The sequence below is a fragment of the Ruegeria sp. CE12 genome, from assembly GCF_056537525.1.
Map to the genome: position 1 here is coordinate 460,840 of NZ_JBQFRS010000002.1, position 16,570 is coordinate 477,409.

Annotated in this window: 18 protein-coding genes; 12 read left to right on the plus strand and 6 right to left on the minus strand. The window is 57.6% G+C overall.

The features are described 5' to 3' along the window. Nucleotide 1: 1 nt before the first annotated feature. From ACR0IO_RS07095 to ACR0IO_RS07105, 3 genes are all read left to right on the plus strand, one after another. Nucleotides 2–460 (plus strand): DNA polymerase III subunit chi, encoded by a 459-nt coding sequence (locus ACR0IO_RS07095; protein WP_480740388.1) that lies wholly within the window; start codon nucleotides 2–4, stop codon nucleotides 458–460. A 98-nt stretch (nucleotides 461–558) separates the two neighbouring features. Continuing rightward, the gene (gene mgtE, locus ACR0IO_RS07100; RefSeq protein WP_480740391.1) at nucleotides 559–1,971 is read left to right on the plus strand and encodes a magnesium transporter; all 1,413 of its coding nucleotides are present in this window, start codon (nucleotides 559–561) and stop codon (nucleotides 1,969–1,971) included. Nucleotides 1,972–2,030: 59 nt separating this feature from the next. Beyond that, nucleotides 2,031–3,077, plus strand: a complete 1,047-nt coding sequence (locus ACR0IO_RS07105) for an aldo/keto reductase (RefSeq protein ID WP_480740392.1) — start codon at nucleotides 2,031–2,033, stop codon at nucleotides 3,075–3,077. Nucleotides 3,078–3,117: 40 nt separating this feature from the next. Here the strand turns inward: ACR0IO_RS07105 and ACR0IO_RS07110 are convergent, their stop codons facing one another. Next, complete coding sequence (locus ACR0IO_RS07110; protein WP_480740395.1) at nucleotides 3,118–4,104, minus strand: GlxA family transcriptional regulator; 987 nt, start codon at nucleotides 4,102–4,104, stop codon at nucleotides 3,118–3,120. A gap of 133 nt (nucleotides 4,105–4,237) precedes the next feature. On the opposite strand from ACR0IO_RS07110, the gene bcoG reads away from it, so the two are divergent. The 4 genes from bcoG (at nucleotide 4,238) to ACR0IO_RS07130 (ending at nucleotide 7,778) form a co-directional block, all read left to right on the plus strand. Next, nucleotides 4,238–5,152, plus strand: a complete 915-nt coding sequence (bcoG, locus tag ACR0IO_RS07115; protein WP_155150709.1) for a 3-dehydrocarnitine:acetyl-CoA trimethylamine transferase BcoG — start codon at nucleotides 4,238–4,240, stop codon at nucleotides 5,150–5,152. A gap of 63 nt (nucleotides 5,153–5,215) precedes the next feature. After that, entirely contained in the window at nucleotides 5,216–5,545 is a 330-nt protein-coding gene (locus tag ACR0IO_RS07120) for a hypothetical protein (RefSeq protein ID WP_480740397.1), read from the plus strand. Between the two features lie 8 nt (nucleotides 5,546–5,553). Then, nucleotides 5,554–7,020, plus strand: a complete 1,467-nt coding sequence (locus ACR0IO_RS07125) for a carnitine 3-dehydrogenase (RefSeq protein ID WP_480740398.1) — start codon at nucleotides 5,554–5,556, stop codon at nucleotides 7,018–7,020. Continuing rightward, nucleotides 7,017–7,778 carry an SDR family oxidoreductase gene (locus ACR0IO_RS07130; protein WP_480740400.1) on the plus strand — a complete coding sequence of 254 codons (762 nt, stop codon included), beginning with the start codon at nucleotides 7,017–7,019 and terminating at the stop codon, nucleotides 7,776–7,778. The genes ACR0IO_RS07125 and ACR0IO_RS07130 overlap by 4 nt, the downstream gene beginning before the upstream one ends. A gap of 30 nt (nucleotides 7,779–7,808) precedes the next feature. On the opposite strand, the gene ACR0IO_RS07135 is transcribed toward ACR0IO_RS07130, so the two are convergent. Then, on the minus strand, nucleotides 7,809–7,991 hold the full coding sequence (locus ACR0IO_RS07135) for a hypothetical protein (protein WP_155150699.1): 183 nt from the start codon (nucleotides 7,989–7,991) through the stop codon (nucleotides 7,809–7,811). A 98-nt stretch (nucleotides 7,992–8,089) separates the two neighbouring features. Then, on the minus strand, nucleotides 8,090–8,962 hold the full coding sequence (locus tag ACR0IO_RS07140) for a helix-turn-helix domain-containing protein (protein ID WP_170330740.1): 873 nt from the start codon (nucleotides 8,960–8,962) through the stop codon (nucleotides 8,090–8,092). Nucleotides 8,963–9,071: 109 nt separating this feature from the next. Between ACR0IO_RS07140 and ACR0IO_RS07145 the strand changes: the two genes are divergently transcribed. Genes ACR0IO_RS07145 through ACR0IO_RS07155 form a run of 3 tightly spaced genes read left to right on the plus strand, consistent with a single transcriptional unit; the run spans nucleotide 9,072 to nucleotide 11,094 of the window. Further along, entirely contained in the window at nucleotides 9,072–9,275 is a 204-nt protein-coding gene (locus ACR0IO_RS07145) for a DUF2061 domain-containing protein (RefSeq protein WP_155150693.1), read from the plus strand. Further along, nucleotides 9,268–10,170 (plus strand): fatty acid desaturase, encoded by a 903-nt coding sequence (locus ACR0IO_RS07150; RefSeq protein ID WP_155150692.1) that lies wholly within the window; start codon nucleotides 9,268–9,270, stop codon nucleotides 10,168–10,170. The genes ACR0IO_RS07145 and ACR0IO_RS07150 overlap by 8 nt, the downstream gene beginning before the upstream one ends. Before the next feature lie 21 nt (nucleotides 10,171–10,191). Then, entirely contained in the window at nucleotides 10,192–11,094 is a 903-nt protein-coding gene (locus tag ACR0IO_RS07155) for an EamA family transporter (protein ID WP_480740403.1), read from the plus strand. On the opposite strand, the gene ACR0IO_RS07160 is transcribed toward ACR0IO_RS07155, so the two are convergent. The 3 genes from ACR0IO_RS07160 to ACR0IO_RS07170 all read right to left on the minus strand — a co-directional run bounded on the left by ACR0IO_RS07160 (nucleotide 11,091) and on the right by ACR0IO_RS07170 (nucleotide 15,242). After that, nucleotides 11,091–12,440: a DEAD/DEAH box helicase gene (locus tag ACR0IO_RS07160; protein ID WP_480740404.1), complete on the minus strand. Its 1,350-nt coding sequence runs from the start codon at nucleotides 12,438–12,440 to the stop codon at nucleotides 11,091–11,093. The two genes, ACR0IO_RS07155 and ACR0IO_RS07160, sit on opposite strands and share 4 nt — an antisense overlap. Before the next feature lie 185 nt (nucleotides 12,441–12,625). Beyond that, on the minus strand, nucleotides 12,626–13,570 hold the full coding sequence (locus ACR0IO_RS07165) for a glycosyltransferase family 2 protein (protein WP_480740405.1): 945 nt from the start codon (nucleotides 13,568–13,570) through the stop codon (nucleotides 12,626–12,628). Nucleotides 13,571–13,634: 64 nt separating this feature from the next. After that, on the minus strand, nucleotides 13,635–15,242 hold the full coding sequence (locus ACR0IO_RS07170; RefSeq protein WP_480740407.1) for a peptide chain release factor 3: 1,608 nt from the start codon (nucleotides 15,240–15,242) through the stop codon (nucleotides 13,635–13,637). 109 nt (nucleotides 15,243–15,351) lie between these two features. Between ACR0IO_RS07170 and ACR0IO_RS07175 the strand changes: the two genes are divergently transcribed. Together ACR0IO_RS07175 and ACR0IO_RS07180 are read left to right on the plus strand one after the other, a co-directional pair. Beyond that, nucleotides 15,352–15,714 (plus strand): nuclear transport factor 2 family protein, encoded by a 363-nt coding sequence (locus ACR0IO_RS07175; protein WP_155150677.1) that lies wholly within the window; start codon nucleotides 15,352–15,354, stop codon nucleotides 15,712–15,714. 75 nt (nucleotides 15,715–15,789) lie between these two features. Next, a complete protein-coding gene (locus tag ACR0IO_RS07180) occupies nucleotides 15,790–16,569 on the plus strand; it encodes an SDR family oxidoreductase (RefSeq protein WP_480740409.1) in 780 nt (259 codons plus the stop codon). Nucleotide 16,570 lies beyond the last annotated feature (1 nt).

Consider the following 16,570-nt stretch of genomic DNA (forward strand, 5'->3'; position numbering starts at 1 on the left):
AATGGGGGCCGTCTATTTCTATCATCTGACGCGCCAACCGCTTGAGCAGACCTTGCCGGTACTGCTGGACAAGGCACGGCAGGCCGGGTGGCGGATAGCCGTGCGGGGCACTGATCCCGCTCGGCTGGACTGGCTGGATGAAAAACTGTGGCTGGGGCCTGATGACGGGTTCCTGCCACATGGTCGTGCCGGTGGACCGCACGATGCGATACAGCCTATTTTGCTGACGACCGAGACGATGGCGGCAAATGATCCATCCTGTTTGATGGCGATCGATGGCGCTGCGGTTGAGCCGGACGAAGTCGAAGCATCCGAGCGTGTCTGCATTCTGTTTGATGGCAACGATCAAAGCGCAGTTCAGGCCGCACGGGTACAATGGAAGGCGCTGACCTCAGCAGGTTGTTCGGCGCAATATTGGTCCGAGGATTCAGGCCGGTGGGAGAAAAAGGCAGAAGCCTGATCTCCCTTTCACTGCGCCGATCTGTTCAGATAATCTTTCATTCACGCTACCGTCACTTGGCAATGTCACAGCTGCGTGGATTGAGGTGAGGTGAGCGGATGGATCAGGTTCCTCCAAAAAAGCTGCATTGGGACAGCGCAAACAGCCCGGAAGCGCGCCATAACAACGCGAGGGTCGCCTCGTCGTTGGAACGGCTGGTGTCCGCAGGCAAGCGGATGGCGGTTCTTACTGTCCTGAGCAGTTGGAATGCGGCCGACGTTGTGAAATGCCTGCTGAAGATGAAGACCAAGCGTGCGCGCCGGGTGTTCGAATGGTTACCTGATGATGTGAGTCTGCCGGTTCTTGTCGAACTGGATCCGGAATTGCGTTCAGTTCTGTTTGAGGCTTCAACGCGAAAGAAATTCCGCAAGATCGTCTCCAGAGTTTCGTCTGATCTGGCTATCGAGTTGCTGGAAACGCTGCCGCCCGACACTCATGATGATCTGATTGCTGATCGGAAGGATGCAGATGTCATTCGACAGTCCTTGTCTGCAGATGATGACAGTGCGGCTGCGCATATGCGCCACGGGGTTTTGACGGTTCCTGTTGGATGGACGATTGGCGAGGTGGTATCTCATCTTCGAAAAACCTCGGACCAGTTTGCGCGACTGGATATGATTTTTGTTCTCGAACAGGACAAACGACTGGTTGGCTATCTGCGCAGTCGGGACCTACTGTTGAACCCGGATGACACCTGCGTTTCTGATATCGTCCAAAAAGACACTGTGACGGTCGACAGTTCTGCAGATCAGGAAGAGGTGCTGCGCCTGGCCGAGGCGCGCTCGGCCTCTGTTATCGCTGTCGTCGATGCCAATGGCCGTTTTCTGGGCGGGATAGCCCCGCCGGAACTGGCCGAGATTGCGCGGGAAGAAGTTGAGGAAGACATGCTCAAGATGGGGGGCGTATCCCCCGATACGACGCAATTCGACACGCCTGGCCAGATTGCCCGCCGCCGCCTGCCGTGGCTGCTGGGCGGGTTGGTCGGTAGCACCATCGCAGCGGTTGCCATCGTGTCGTATGAGGACGCACTTGCCGAATCCGCGATCCTTGCAAGCTTTATTCCCGTTGTTCTGGCAACAGCCGGCAACGCCGGAATTCAGGCCTCGACCGTTTCTGTGCAGGTACTGACTTCGGGGGCGGAGTGGCGTGGCGATCTGCCGTCGAGATTCTATCGCGAACTGCGTGGGGCCCTGCTGAACGGGCTGATCGTTGGCATGGTCGTGGGCCTTCTGGTTGTGATTGGCAGCCTGTTCATCGCAATTGAAAAGCCAGGCCTGTTGGTTCTGACTTCGATCGTCGCACTGGCGATCGTGACTGTTATCGCAGCGTCGGTCGGGTCGATGGTGCCGTTCCTGCTCAGGGCGTTGAAACAAGACCCGGCCGCGGCAACCGGCATCTTCATAACCACGTCGAACGATGTGTTCGGCGTTCTGGCCTTTTTCTTTGTTGCCAGTCTGATTTATCTGAGTTGATCGGGCTTGCCCCGGTCAAACCCTGCGCTAGGGTGCAGGGCGAGCAGGAGGATTTCCAGATGAAAATGAAACCTTTGGGGCGCACCGGTGTGATGGTGTCGGATCTGTGCCTTGGAACAATGACCTTTGGCACACAGACCTCCGAGACCGGTGGACACCGACAGATGGATATGGCCCTGGCAGCCGGGATCAACTTTGTCGACGCGGCTGAGATGTATCCGGTGAATCCGATCTCGAAGGAAACCGTGGGCCGGACCGAGGAAATTCTGGGCAATTGGAATGCAGCCAATGCTGCGCGCCGGGGCGACTATATTCTGGCGACCAAGCATTCAGGAGCAGGATTTTCTCACGCCCGTGAGGGGGCGCCAATTTCCGGCCAGACCATTCCCGAGGCAATCGAGGGATCCCTGCGCCGGTTGCAGACTGACTATATCGACCTCTATCAGTTCCACTGGCCAAACCGGGGCAGTTACATGTTCCGCCAGAACTGGGATTACGATCCTTCAGGTGGGGATCGTGACGAGGTTGTTGCGAATATGCAGGAGTGTCTTGAGGCGCTGCAGGTACAGGTCGAAAAGGGCAATATTCGCGCCTTTGGTCTGTCGAATGAAAGCGCCTGGGGAACGGCCCAATGGGTGCGACTGGCAGATGAAACCGGTGCGCCACGCGTCGCGTCCGTGCAGAACGAATACTCAATGCTGTGCCGTCACTTTGATACCGATATGGCCGAGCTGAGTGCGCATGAAGATGTGGGACTGCTCGCCTTTTCGCCGCTGGCTGCCGGGTTCCTAACAGGCAAATATCAAGGCGGCACCGTTCCTGAAGGGTCGCGTATGTCACTGGTGCCTGAAATGGGCGGGCGCAAATCTGCTCGGGTTTTTGACGCCGTCGCTGCCTATCTGGAGATCGCTGACAAACATGGGCTGGATCCCGTGCATATGGCGTTGTCCTGGTGTCGCAGTAGACCGTTCATGACCTCGGCCATCTTTGGGGCCACGGATGAGGCACAATTGCAGCGCATTCTGGATGGGAAAGATCTGGAATTGTCACAGGATGTGTTGAAAGAAATCAACCTGGCCCATCGCGCCCATCCCATGCCGTACTAAGGTAAGGGGGCAATGCCCCCATCACCTGCTGTAGACCCCGTCAGTGATGTGTGGGCTGGATGCGATCCTGCCGCAGGTCACGGGCGGAAAGACCATGTGCGGTTCGGAACGCCCGGGCAAAGCTTGACTGCGACGCAAAGCCTGTGGCCAGCGCGACATCCATCAGTGGCATGTCTGTGTCGGTGACAAGTCGGCGCGCCTCGGCCAGGCGAAGCTGCAGGTAATGGTCTTGCGGCGTGGTGTTCAGACGCAGTCGAAACTGTTGCTGCAGCGTGCGTGGGCTGGTTCCCAAACGGTCGGCAATATAGGCGAGTGGCAGAGGTTCATCCAGTGACGCCTCCATCAGGCTGTTTGCCTTTGACGTCAGAGCTGAGTGGCGGTGCGGAGCCCCGGTGCGGCTTTGCGGTTTGGTTGGCTCTGGTGCTCCCTCATAGAGGAACAGCCCAGATACACGTGAGGCAAATCCTGCGCCGTGGCGGGCTGCAATGATATGCAGCATCATCTCGACCGCCGGGATCGCGCCACCAGATGTCAGACGGTTGCCGGAAACAGTGAAACGGTCAGGGCGCACGTCGACCTCGGGGAAACGGGTCGAGAAATTGTCCAGATCTTCCCAATGAGTGGTTGCTGCGTGCCCGTCCAGCAAGCCGGCTTCGGCCAGCAGCCACGGGCCGCCGTCGATACCTGCCATGGTCGCACCAGAGGCCGCGATACGGCGCAAGCCAGCCAGCAGGCTGGGGGTTGCGTGGCGCGCAAGCTGGAAGCCTGCAACCACAATCATCAGATCGCAACTGTCCAGACGCGCCAGCGGAATGCCGGGAACGTTCAGTGCACTGGTAAGCATCGCAGGCTCAGCCGTGGCGGTGACATAATCCCAGTCAAAGGCAGGACGATCCGCCAGCCGGTTCGCTGCGCGCATCGGATCAACCGCCGATGCAAAGCTGAGCGTGTTACATTCATCCAGAACCAGCACGGCCGTTTTCAGGGCGCGATGTTCGGGCTGCAGTATGTTTTTTGCGGATTTCATCAAGTTCGATTCGCATTCTGGCAAGTTGTTTCCACAAGGCTGCGTCAGAGTCGGGTAAGAACGCAAATCGGAATCCGGGGAGAAGCCTGAGGATAACTTGGGTCAAAACCGGGTATAAGTTGGGGAAAACACCATGCCACTGGAAATGAACCGCGAAGTCTTCATCACTTGTGCCGTCACGGGCTCAGGTGGAACGCAGGATCGCAGCCCGCATGTACCACGTTCACCGAAGCAGATTGCCGAAAGTGCGATCGCTGCGGCCAAGGCCGGCGCGGCCATTGTTCACTGCCATGTGCGGGACCCGGAAACCGGCGCGCCCAGCCGTCGCCTGGACCTGTATCGCGAAGTCACCGACCGCATTCGCGAGGCCGAAGTAGACGTTGTCCTGAACCTGACCGCAGGTATGGGCGGTGACATGATCTTTGGCCCGACAGAATCTCCTTTGCCGTTGAACGAGGAAGGTACCGACATGATCGGCGCAGCCGCGCGGGTCGAGCATGTGGCCGAATGTCTGCCCGAGATCTGTACCTTGGACTGCGGTACCATGAACTTTGCCGAAGCTGACTATGTCATGACCAACACGCCGGGCATGCTGCAGGCGATGGGTCGGATGATGACACATTTGGGCGTGAAGCCCGAGATCGAAGCCTTTGACACCGGCCATCTGTGGTACGCCAAGCAGCTGGTTAAGGACGGTATTCTGGACAGCCCGGCGCTGGTTCAGTTGTGCATGGGCGTGCCGTGGGGCGCACCGGATGATCTCAACACCTTCATGGCCATGGTCAACAATGTCCCGGATGACTGGACGTTCAGCGCGTTCGCGCTGGGACGAAACCAGATGGCCTATGCATCGGCTTCGGTGCTGGCTGGCGGCAACGTGCGCGTCGGGCTGGAAGATAACCTATGGCTCGACAAGGGCGTTCTGGCAGAAAACTGGCAGCTGGTTGAACGCGCCAACACCATCGTTTCCAACATGGGTGCGCGGGTGATCGGTGCGCAGGAAGTGCGCGAGAAGCTGGGGCTGGTGAAGCGGGCGCCGAAGGGCTGAAACTTCCCCTTGTAGAGTTTTCGCAAAGCCAAGACACCGGGGCATCAACTGAAGGAATAACTCATGAAAGTGATGTCGCGGTGTTTGGTGCTTGTCGGAGCAGGAGTTCTGGCGGCTTGTCTTCCAACGGATGACAAGGCGCAGGCTGAGCCTGCACAGAATGAACGGCAGGCTTGCGAGGCCAAAGGCGGAATTTACGAGGTTGCGGGCAAAGTGCAGCAGTATGTGTGCATCCTGCCGTTGGCGGATGCGGGCAAGACCTGTGAAACAGGTTCGGACTGCGAGGGCTTTTGCCTGTCAGAGACCAAACAATGCAGCGCGGTCACGCCGCAGTTCGGATGCATTCCGCATCTGGATGAGACGGGGCGCGAGCTGGTGATCTGTATCGACTAGGAAAAGATATGACAAAAACAGCAGCTATCATCGGTGGTGGTGTGATCGGCGGCGGATGGGCCGCCCGGTTTCTGCTTAACGGCTGGGATGTCCGGGTGTTCGACCCGGACCCTGAGGCCAAGCGTAAGATTGGCGAGGTTCTGGACAATGCACGGCGGTCTTTGCCCGGGCTTAGTGACGTGCCATTGCCGGCTGAAGGCACGCTGACCTTCCATGATGAGATGGCAGATGCTGTACAGGGAGCCTCTTGGATTCAGGAAAGCGTACCTGAGCGGCTGGACCTGAAGCTGAAGGTTTATAAAGGCTTGCAAGAGGCATGTGACGCTGAAGCGATCATCGGCTCTTCGACCAGCGGGTTTAAACCATCCGAATTGCAGGAAGGCGCGTCGCGTCCTGAACAGATTGTAGTGACGCACCCGTTCAATCCGGTCTATCTGCTGCCTCTGATCGAGCTGGTGCCCACCGAGAAGAACCCGCCTGAAATGGTGGAGCATGCGCAAGAGCTGTTGAAATCGGTCGGGTTCTTCCCGCTGCATGTCAAAAAAGAAATCGACGCGCATATTGCCGACCGGTTCCTCGAGGCTGTTTGGCGTGAGGCGCTGTGGCTCGTCAAAGACGGTATCGCAACCACCGAAGAAATCGACGAAGCGATCCGCATGGGCTTTGGTATCCGCTGGGCACAGATGGGGCTGTTCGAGACCTATCGCGTCGCCGGCGGTGAGGCCGGGATGCGGCATTTCATGGCGCAGTTCGGCCCGGCCTTGAAATGGCCATGGACCAAGCTGATGGATGTCCCGGAGTTCACGGATGAACTGGTGGACATGATCGCGGATCAGTCGGACGCACAATCCGGAATGCACTCGATCCGCGAATTGGAGCGCATCCGCGACAACAACCTTGTTGGGATGATGCGGGCGCTGAAAGCGCAGGATTACGGTGCGGGCGCGGTTCTGAACCAGCATGATGCACGTCTGAAATCCGGGGCCTTGCCGGATCTGGATCAGGCCGATCTGAGCCAGCCCATTCTGACGCTGTCGCGTGCCGTGCCGCTGGATTGGACCGACTATAACGGTCACATGACCGAGTCGCGGTATCTGGATGCCTTCGCCTGCTCAACCGATCGCTTTATGGAGATAATCGGATGCGATGCCGACTATATCGCAGCGGGCGGCAGCTACTTTACCGCTGAAACCCACATCCGGCATTTGGATGAGACCCATGCAGGTGCCAAGATCAATGTGCGGACTCAGATGCTGTTGGGGCAGGGCAAGAAACTGCACCTGTTCCACCGCATGTATGAAGGAGACAAGCTGTTGGCGACCGGCGAGAGTTTCCTGCTGCATGTGGACCTCGAATCCCGTCGCCCATGTGCGCCGTCGGCTGAGGTCGAAGCAGCCATGGCCCGTATCGCAGAAGCTCAGGCCGGTCTGCCGTACCCAGAAGGGGCGGGTGCATCGATCCGGAAACCTGCATGAGCAGCCGGGTTCTGATCACGGCCGGCGCCTCGGGTGTCGGACGTGCGATGGCCGAAGCGTTCGACGCATCGGGTGCGCAGGTCTGGGTGGCAGATGTGGATCCGGCGTCGCTGGAGGCCTGCCCGACGCATTGGAAGAAATCCCAGTTGGATGTGGCCGACGAAACCGCCGTGGCGGCCATGTTTGCCCGCATTGACGAGGAATGGGGTGGTCTGGATGCCCTATGCGCAAACGCAGGGATTGCTGGGCCGACGGCCCTGATCGAAGACGTTGCGCTTAGCGATTGGCGCACTTGCCTTTCAGTCAATCTGGAAGGGGCTTTCCTGTGTTCCAAATACGCAGCCCCAATGCTCAAGCGTCAGCGCAGTGGAGTGGTGCTGATCACCTCATCCACCGCCGGACAATATGGCTATCCCAACCGCGCACCTTATGCCGCAGCGAAATGGGGCATGGTGGGTCTGGGCAAGACGCTCGCGATGGAACTTGGGCCGCATGGAGTCCGTTGCAACGTGATCTGCCCCGGCGCGGTTGAAGGACCAAGAATGGAAGGAGTTCTTGAACGCGAAGCGGCAGCTAAGGGCATGACCCGGGATCAGGTCTATGAGGGCTATGCCTCAGGCACGTCGATGGGCAGCTTCGTTGAAGGGCGGGATATTGCCAATATGGCCGTGTTCCTTGCCTCTGACGCGGCAAGGCTTGTTTCGGGTCAGGTGATCGCGGTTGATGGTCATACGGTCAATCCTGACCCGAAGGTCTGATCACCTGGCTAAAAGCTGGGTTTTGTTATGTCAGCCCTGATTGGGGCCACGGAACTGGCGGATAGTCTGGCGAACCGCCTGCCAGTCCTGAGCTTGCTGGGTTTCCCCTGCGGCTTCACATTCACGCATTTTACGGGCCGCTTCAGCTTCGGCCCGATCTCCATGCGCCGAGTACAGGGCGCGTGCGTATTGAGCGGTTTTCAGTGCGTCCATCCCATTGATCCTCCGTGATTGGTCGGATTGCCCGAAAGTTCGCGCAGGATGACTATACTATAGGATGAGCTGATTGGCACATTCCGGCTTTGCAACAGTCACTCCGTTGCGCTGGTAATCGCCGAACGGAGCTGTCTGAGGTGTTCGGGAAAGTCTCGGGCTGTCATGTCAGCTTCGCGCACTAACGTATCGAAATGTCGTGTAAAAACTTCGATTCGATCGCGATCTCGAAAGGCCATGTAGTGGCTGCCCGCATAGAAGACGCACAGAAGCGGACCGAAGATCGTTACCGGCGCGGAATAGAGCCGTTTTGCATCAAACAGGTAGATACGCAGGCGTGGATAGAGCTGTTCGCACAGGTCCAGCAAGTGATCGATCTGAGCCAGTCGATTGTCCAGTGACAGACCCTCGTAATATCCGGTGCCATGGGCAAAGCTGTGGATTTCGAACAGCGGCATGGCGATTTCATAGTCGGACTGGGCGCTGCGCATCCAAGTCAGACGATCTGCCGATGCGCCGATGGCTTGATCTGCGGTTCGACCCAGATGCGGGGCATATTCCCATTCCAGCACTGCCCGGGTTTTGAGCATATCGGGCAGGGTGGCCGGGACATAGCGGATTTTGTACCCCGCAGCCTGTTGGTGCCACTCGAAGATACGCTCATCTACCAAGGCGCGCGGGGCTTCGGCCATCGTCAGCGAACTGGCCAGCAATTCAGCGGCACTCTCCGGTCGGTCCGACAGGCTGAGCAACCAGTCCGCGGACACGCCAAGTGCCGAAGCACAGCTTCCTACTACATGCGCATTGGGCAGGCGTGCACCGGCGCCGGTCAGAAGCTGTGACACCGTTGAGCGGTCGACCCCAATACTGCGCGCCAGCGCGCTCTGGCTGATTTGGCGCTCTTCCATGGCGCGCGCCAAACGTAGGCGAAACTGCGCAGCGCGATCCCGTTTGTCTATGTTATCCTGCATGTGATGATTAATATCACATCTGATGAATTTTGTTAATCATATTCAGAATTCTCAGCAGGCCTCCATGTCGGTAACGCTTTTGTGAGAACAACAAAATATGGGGACCGGAATGGAGACGCGACGAAGATCTGTCGTGAAAGCAGTCGTTTGGAATCTGATGGGGTTGGTCATGATGACCCTTGTGGGTCTGATCGCCACAGGCTCGGCTGCCGTGGGTGGCGGGCTGGCGTTGGTCAACACCGCCATCGGTCTGACACTGTATGTCATCTACGAACGGGTTTGGGCAGGTATCTCGTGGGGGCGCAATGGCTGATCCCACACCTCCCAAATCGCCCGAATGGGGCACGTTCGGACTGATTGCAGCCTGCTATGCTGCGTGGCTCGCGGTCGTATTCTGGCTGGCAGGCTGGTCGCTGTGGCTGGCAATTCCCGTGATGGGCATGGTTGCAGCCCTGCATTCTTCGTTGACACATGAGGCGCTGCACGGACATCCGTTCCGTGCAAAATGGTTGAATGAAACACTGCTGGCTCTGCCGCTGACCCTGTTCATTCCATACAACCGCTTTCGAGATCTGCATCTGGCTCACCATCAGGATGCGAACCTGACAGACCCGTATGACGATCCTGAGTCGAATTATCTGGACCCGAAGATTTGGGCTTCACTGCCCGTCTGGAAGCGACACCTTTACAAGGCCAACAATACCCTGTTGGGACGCATCATTCTGGGGCCTGCCATCGGGCAGGTGGCATTCATGCGGGATGAGTGGACCGGTGCGACAAGAGGGGATCGCGCGATCCTGCTGGCCTGGGCTTTACACATTCCGGGAGTGGCAGTGGTTCTGTGGGTGGTTGCCCAGTCTCCTATGCCGGTCTGGGCATTTGTTCTGTCGGCGTATATCGGGCTTGCGCTTGTCAAAATCCGGACGTTCCTTGAGCATCGTGCACATGAGAAATCTCGTGCCAGAACCGTAATCATTGAAGATCGCGGGTTGCTGGCTTTTCTGTTTCTTAACAACAATCTGCACGTCGTTCATCACATGAACCCATCGGCACCATGGTATCGTCTGCCTGCACTTTATCGCGCCGGTAAAGACCGGTATCTGACCTGCAACGAATCCTATGTGTACCGATCCTATGGTGAGATTTTTCGCAACTACTTCTGGCGTGCGAAGGATCCGGTTGCGCATCCGCTCTGGCCAAACGAGTGATTTAAGGACAGAAGGGAATCCATGAGTTTATGGATTCCCGTCACCATCGCTGCCGCCACATTTCAGACAGTGCGGTTCATGCTTCAGAAATCGCTGAGCAGTGTGAAATTGTCGGCTGCCGGTGCGACTTTTGCCCGGTTTGCCTATTCTGCGCCATTGGCCATTCTTGGGCTGATCGTCGCTTTGCAAATCACGGATTTGTCCGTTCCACCACTGTCAGCAAAGTTCTGGTTGTTTGTTGCCATCGGTGGAACAGCGCAAATTCTGGCGACGGTGTGCGTGGTCGCGCTGTTCAAGCAGCGCAACTTTGCTGTTGGTATCACGTTTAAGAAAACCGAAGTGATACAGACTGCAATTGTCGGTTTCCTGATCCTTGGCGACAGCATCTCATTTGGCGCCTTTGCAGCTATCCTTTTGGGGTTGTTGGCGGTCCTGTTGCTGTCCAAAACACCTGGTGGGGATGGGGCATGGTGGCATCATTTGACCAACCGCGCGTCTCAGCTCGGGCTGGGATCAGGGGTGCTGTTTGCGTTTTCAGCGGTTAGTTATCGCGGGGCTTCGTTGCAGTTGGGCGATATTAATGCCTGGTTCCGGGCACTGGTCACTCTGGCGGCCGTGGTCACGTTCCAGTTCATCAGCATGTGGCTTTGGCTGCTTTGGCGAGACCGTGCCGAGTTGCGTGCGGTTTGGGAAACACGCCGCACCGGGGTTTTCGTTGGCCTTACCAGTCTGGGTGGATCGTTTTGCTGGTTTCTGGCCTTCACATTGCAGAACGCGGCTTATGTGAAGGCACTGGGGCAGGTGGAGCTGATCTTTAGCCTGATGGCGTCGACGCTGGTGTTCCACGAAAATATAACCCGGCGAGAGATCGCCGGGATTGCATTGTTGGGATTGTCGATACTGGTGCTTGTGCTGGCAATCTAGCCGGCACGCCGCTCATCAAAACTGAGCGCGATGAAGCTGGGCAGGTGGTCGCCCATTCCAACGACCGCAGGACCGTTGTCCTCTTTACGACCACGACCGCGTCCCTTGGGTTCTTTGTCCCTCTTGCCTTCGTTCCTTTTTTGGTCCGATGGCTTGGGCTTTTTTTCGGGCTTCGGCGCTTCGGCTTTGGGCTCTTCCTTAATCGGGTTCTCGATGCGCGGGATCTGCTTTTGGATCAGCTTTTCAATTGCATCCAAAGCCTTTTCATCACGGTTCGAGCAAATGGTAATCGCCTTGCCCTCGCGCCCGGCGCGTCCGGTTCGACCAATGCGGTGCACGTAGTCTTCGGCATGGCCAGGAACATCGAAATTAAAAACATGGCTGACCGACGGGATGTCCAGCCCACGCGCAGCCACGTCCGAGGCGACCAGTAGACGCAGGGAACCATCCCGGAACCCATCGAGTGTCTTCATGCGTTGTGACTGATCCAGATCGCCATGGATGGCGGCAGCGTTATAGCCGTATTTCTTCAGCGATTTCGCGCAGATATCCACGTCCGTCTTGCGGTTGCAGAAGATGATCGCGTTGGTGCATTTGTCGCCCTCGGAGTCGATCAATGCCCGCAAAACCTTACGCTTAGCGCTGGCCTCGCGATCGCGACGTCCGCCTTTGAACATGACGACGCCCTGTTCAATGGTTTCGGATGCAGTGGCCTGACGAGCAACCTCGATCCGGGCAGGGGCCGACAGGAAGGTGTCGGTGATCCGCTCAATCTCGGACGCCATGGTGGCCGAGAAGAACAGCGTCTGGCGCGTGAAGGGCGTCAGCGAGAAGATGCGTTCGATATCAGGGATGAAGCCCATGTCCAGCATCCGGTCGGCTTCGTCCACCACCATGATCTGAACGCCCGTCAGCAACAGTTTGCCGCGTTCAAAATGGTCCAGCAGACGACCCGGAGTAGCAATCAGCACGTCGACGCCCCGGTCGATCAGCGCTTCTTGCTCCTTGAAGCTGACGCCGCCGATCAACAGCGCTTTGGTCAGTTTCAGGTGTTTGGTGTAGGTGTCGAAGTTCTCGGCAACCTGTGCCGCCAATTCACGCGTTGGGCACAACACTAGCGAACGCGGCATACGTGCTCGTGCACGGCCACGGGCCAGCAAGGTGATCATCGGCAGGGTAAAGCTGGCGGTCTTGCCGGTTCCCGTCTGGGCGATCCCCAGAACATCACGACCCTCAAGCGCAGGAGGGATCGCGCCCTCCTGAATTGGGGTGGGGGTTTCGTATCCGGCTTCCTCAATGGCTTTGAGGACCTTCGGGTTCAGGTTCAGTTCGTTAAATTTTGTCATGTATGTCCGGTTCATGCGGACACTAGACCTGGCCCGCGCGTCTGAGTTCTGCCGGGCCCGGATGGCCATGCACAGCGTGCGCATTTCGGCTTGCGCGGGGACATAACAAAAACGTGGGGCATGGTCAAATGAAGAGCCCTTTATCTTGTGTCCGCAAGGCCACGGTTTCAATTTTGTGCAACAATTCAGACGCTTTGGGGGAAGTGTTTCCGTAGCTTTGAATCCAGCTCCAAGGGGCGGTGCTTGATCAAGCCGTGCTCTTGCAAACGGGCGCATACGTCCGGGTCCGCGCCGCTCAGTTCATCATAAAAGGCGCGCAAACCAGCCTCTCCGCCTTCTTCCTCGATCCAGTTGAACAGCTCGTTCTTGTTCAACCCGCCAAGCTCACGAGGGATGTTGGGTGACATTCCGGGCTGATACGAACCGCGCTCTATGCGGAACCGGTAATGTGCCAGCCAATGGTCCCAGTTGGGCGCGTGCCTGTGACAAAGATCGATTTGTGGTAATTCGAACTTTTTGTGCACAGGCTTCTTATCCTGAAACAGGTTATGAATACGAAAGCTGATTTTCCTCATGCCCGTGCGCACAAAGAGCTTGCCCTGAACGTGGCTTAAGAAACCGCCGAGCACAAAGGCACCGTAGTTCGGATAAAGGTCTTGTATGAGAGCTTCGCGATCTGGTCCGATCGGGATGAACGCCTTGTATAGGTCCTTGGCTTCTGCGATCGCCTCAACCGGACGGACGCGTGCAGAGGGGTAATTTTCTGGCACGGACCCGAGCAGGCTGGAAATCGGCTCTGATGGCCAGAGAAACTCATCCAGATCGATATGGGCCAGCCAGTCCTGTTCGCAGCGTCTGTAGGTAAAGGAGGAGTTTGCGGTCTGACGCAGTTGGTGCTTTTCGGGCCTTTCGCGATTTCGCTTGCCCCAATACGCATCGTCGCAATTGCAGACATCTACTTTTGGGTGAGCGTCCAATGCCTCAAAGGCCTGAGGGTTCGGTTCGTCCAGATAGATGTAGAGACGATCCACACCAAGATCGAGGTGATACGCCGCAAAGCGCAGGATGTCCAAGGCGTCACCCCGAACGGTCGAGACAATGCCCCAGGTCACATCATCTGAGTCTGACATTGTGCAGTTGATACTCTGAAGAACACTGACAGATCATCCTGCGAAGGTTATATGACGCGATCGATCACGTCATCATTTCCTTTGTTGCAGAAAGGTTTATCGCGGGATAGTCGCGTACGACGCGGTCGATATCCCACTGAAGCCGTGTCAGGTACACAACGTCGCCGTCATGGTCATGCGCAATGTGTTGTTTGTTGGCATTGGCGAACTTGTCGACCTCGGCCTTGTCACCGCTGACCCAGCGGGCTGAGGTGAACTGCGATGCTTCAAAGCGAACCGGCAGGCCGTATTCCATCTCGATCCGGCTGGCGAGCACTTCGAATTGCAGCGCGCCAACGACGCCGACGATGAAGCCCGAGCCGATTGAGGGTTTGAAAACCTTGGCCGCGCCTTCTTCAGCGAATTGCATCAGGGCCTTTTCCAGATGCTTGGCCTTCATCGGATCGCCCGCGCGCACGCCTTGCAGCAGTTCCGGCGCAAAGGAGGGGATACCCGAAACGCGCAGCGCTTCGCCCTCGGTCAGGGTGTCACCGATGCGCAGTTGGCCGTGGTTAGGGATACCGATGATATCGCCGGCCCAGGCCTCTTCGGCCAGTTCGCGATCAGAGGCCAGGAACAGAACCGGGTTGGAAATCGCCATCGGCTTTTTCGACCGCACGTGGGTCAGCTTCATGCCACGTTTGAAGTGGCCCGAAGCCATGCGGACAAAGGCCACCCGGTCACGGTGCTTGGGATCCATGTTGGCCTGCACCTTAAAGACAAAGCCCGCGACCTTTTTCTCATCCGGTGAAATCTGACGTGGTTCAGCGGATTGAATCTGCGGTTGTGGGCCATAGGCGCCGATGCCTTCCATCAACTCTTTTACACCGAACGAGTTGATCGCCGATCCGAACCAGATCGGGGTCATGTGCCCTTCAAGTACTGCTTGCGGGTCGAGTTTGGGCAGCAATTCGCGCGCCATCTCAACCTCTTCCAGCAGTTTTTCCAACAAGTGCTCGGGCACGTGTTCGGCAAGCTTGGGGTCGTCCAGACCATTGATTTCGATGCTTTCCGCCACCTTGTTGCGGTCAGCGCGGTCCATCAGCTCCAGCCGGTCGCGCAGCATATCGTAGCAGCCGATGAAATCGCGGCCCACGCCAATGGGCCAGGCAGCGGGCGTGACGTCGATGGCCAGCATTTCCTGAATTTCGTCGATGATCTCGAACGTATCGCGGCTTTCGCGGTCCATCTTGTTACAGAAGGTCAGGATCGGCAGGTCACGCAGGCGGCATACCTCGAACAGTTTCTGCGTTTGGCTTTCCACACCTTTTGCGCCATCGATCACCATCACTGCCGCGTCCACAGCGGTCAGGGTGCGATATGTATCTTCCGAGAAGTCGGAGTGGCCGGGTGTGTCCACCAGATTGAACCGGAAGTTGTCATAGTCGAACGACATGGCCGATGCCGAGACCGAGATGCCCCGATCTTTTTCCATCTGCATGAAGTCCGAGCGGGTCCGCCGAGCCTCACCCTTGGCGCGCACCTGACCGGCCATCTGAATGGCGCCCCCATAAAGAAGGAACTTTTCGGTCAGCGTCGTCTTGCCGGCATCCGGATGCGAGATGATGGCGAAGGTCCGGCGTCGGGCGATCTCGGGCGGCAATACGGGTTGGTTCGAGGCGGTATCAAGCATAAGCGCGCGTATAGGCGGGGAATCCTGCCGAGGCAAGGCAAAGGGGGTGGTTCGAATCGTACGGTTGCGATAAAAAGAACATATAGTGAACAAATGATGGAGTGGACCAATGAATTTGAAAGAAATTGCAGAAGAACTGGTCACTGGTTGTCGCGAAAACAGGGCCAAGGCCAATCTGGATAAACTCTATGCCTCAGACGCCGTTTCGGTCGAAGCTGCGGATATGCAGGGCATGGGGCGCGAGGCACGTGGATTGGATGCGATCCGTGGAAAACATGAATGGTGGGAAAGCTCTACGGAAGTAACCGGCGGGTCGGTCAGCGATCCATTCCTGCATGGCGATGATCGGTTTGCTGTGATCTTCGAGGTACAGGGTACCATGAAAGAAAGCGGCGACAGCTTCGATATGCGTGAAGTTGCGATCTATCACGTCGCTGATGGCAAGATCGTCCGCGAAGAGTTCTTTTACTGAGGCGGCGTCGCCGTTCTGGTCTTCTCTGTCTGGCCGGTGCTAGACAAGCGGGCAACGACTGACAGGGAGGATCGTATGGATCTGGGAATACAGGGAAAACGTGCGCTGGTAAGCGCAAGCAGCAAGGGCTTGGGTCTGGGCTGCGCCGAGGCTTTGGCTGCGGCGGGTGTTGATCTGGTGATGAACGCGCGCGGGTCGGATGCTTTGGAAGCAGCAGCTGAACGCATTCGCGCGGACCATGGTGTGCAGGTGCAGACCGTGGCATGTGATGTGACGACACCCGAAGGGCAGGCGCAGGTGATCGAGGCGGCCGAGGGGGTCGATATTCTGGTGACCAACGCCGGCGGTCCGCCGCCGGGCCTGTGGTCGGACTGGGAGCGTGAGGATTTCATCAAGGCGCTGGATGCAAACATGCTGACACCGATAGCCTTTATGAAAGCGCTACTGCCAGGCATGATGGACAAGGGCTGGGGAAGGGTGGTCAACATCACCTCTCAATCCGTTCGCGCGCCGATCCCGGCCTTGGGGCTGTCGAATGCCGCAAGGACCGGCCTGACTGGTTATGTCGCTGGAACCTCGCGCCAAGTGGCCCCGCACGGTGTAACGATCAACAACCTGTTGCCGGGTATCCATGCCACGGATCGTGCAGACTCGCTGGATGGCGGGGTCGCATCACAAAAAGGGATTTCCATGGACGAGGCGCGAGCCGAACGCGCGGCGACAATTCCTGCGCGTCGTTATGGTACGCGGCAGGAATTTGGTGCTGCCTGTGCGTTCCTGTGCTCTCAACATGCCGGTTTCATCGTGGGGCAGAACATTCTGCTGGACGGTGGCGGCACCAATCTGACTATGTAAT

Excerpts from the sequence above, each read along its gene's own strand:
- ACR0IO_RS07175 (WP_155150677.1), top strand. The coding sequence starts at position 15,352 with ATGAATTTGAAAGAAATTGCAGAAGAACTGGTCACTGGTTGTCGCGAA.
- ACR0IO_RS07120 (WP_480740397.1), top strand. The coding sequence starts at position 5,216 with ATGAAAGTGATGTCGCGGTGTTTGGTGCTTGTCGGAGCAGGAGTTCTG.
- ACR0IO_RS07160 (WP_480740404.1), bottom strand. The coding sequence starts at position 12,440 with ATGACAAAATTTAACGAACTGAACCTGAACCCGAAGGTCCTCAAAGCC.
- ACR0IO_RS07110 (WP_480740395.1), bottom strand. The coding sequence starts at position 4,104 with ATGAAATCCGCAAAAAACATACTGCAGCCCGAACATCGCGCCCTGAAA.
- ACR0IO_RS07170 (WP_480740407.1), bottom strand. The coding sequence starts at position 15,242 with ATGCTTGATACCGCCTCGAACCAACCCGTATTGCCGCCCGAGATCGCC.
- ACR0IO_RS07125 (WP_480740398.1), top strand. The coding sequence starts at position 5,554 with ATGACAAAAACAGCAGCTATCATCGGTGGTGGTGTGATCGGCGGCGGA.
- ACR0IO_RS07140 (WP_170330740.1), bottom strand. The coding sequence starts at position 8,962 with ATGCAGGATAACATAGACAAACGGGATCGCGCTGCGCAGTTTCGCCTA.
- ACR0IO_RS07150 (WP_155150692.1), top strand. The coding sequence starts at position 9,268 with ATGGCTGATCCCACACCTCCCAAATCGCCCGAATGGGGCACGTTCGGA.
- bcoG (WP_155150709.1), top strand. The coding sequence starts at position 4,238 with ATGCCACTGGAAATGAACCGCGAAGTCTTCATCACTTGTGCCGTCACG.
- ACR0IO_RS07165 (WP_480740405.1), bottom strand. The coding sequence starts at position 13,570 with ATGTCAGACTCAGATGATGTGACCTGGGGCATTGTCTCGACCGTTCGG.
- ACR0IO_RS07095 (WP_480740388.1), top strand. The coding sequence starts at position 2 with ATGGGGGCCGTCTATTTCTATCATCTGACGCGCCAACCGCTTGAGCAG.
- ACR0IO_RS07155 (WP_480740403.1), top strand. The coding sequence starts at position 10,192 with ATGAGTTTATGGATTCCCGTCACCATCGCTGCCGCCACATTTCAGACA.
- mgtE (WP_480740391.1), top strand. The coding sequence starts at position 559 with ATGGATCAGGTTCCTCCAAAAAAGCTGCATTGGGACAGCGCAAACAGC.
- ACR0IO_RS07135 (WP_155150699.1), bottom strand. The coding sequence starts at position 7,991 with ATGGACGCACTGAAAACCGCTCAATACGCACGCGCCCTGTACTCGGCG.
- ACR0IO_RS07145 (WP_155150693.1), top strand. The coding sequence starts at position 9,072 with ATGGAGACGCGACGAAGATCTGTCGTGAAAGCAGTCGTTTGGAATCTG.
- ACR0IO_RS07130 (WP_480740400.1), top strand. The coding sequence starts at position 7,017 with ATGAGCAGCCGGGTTCTGATCACGGCCGGCGCCTCGGGTGTCGGACGT.
- ACR0IO_RS07105 (WP_480740392.1), top strand. The coding sequence starts at position 2,031 with ATGAAAATGAAACCTTTGGGGCGCACCGGTGTGATGGTGTCGGATCTG.
- ACR0IO_RS07180 (WP_480740409.1), top strand. The coding sequence starts at position 15,790 with ATGGATCTGGGAATACAGGGAAAACGTGCGCTGGTAAGCGCAAGCAGC.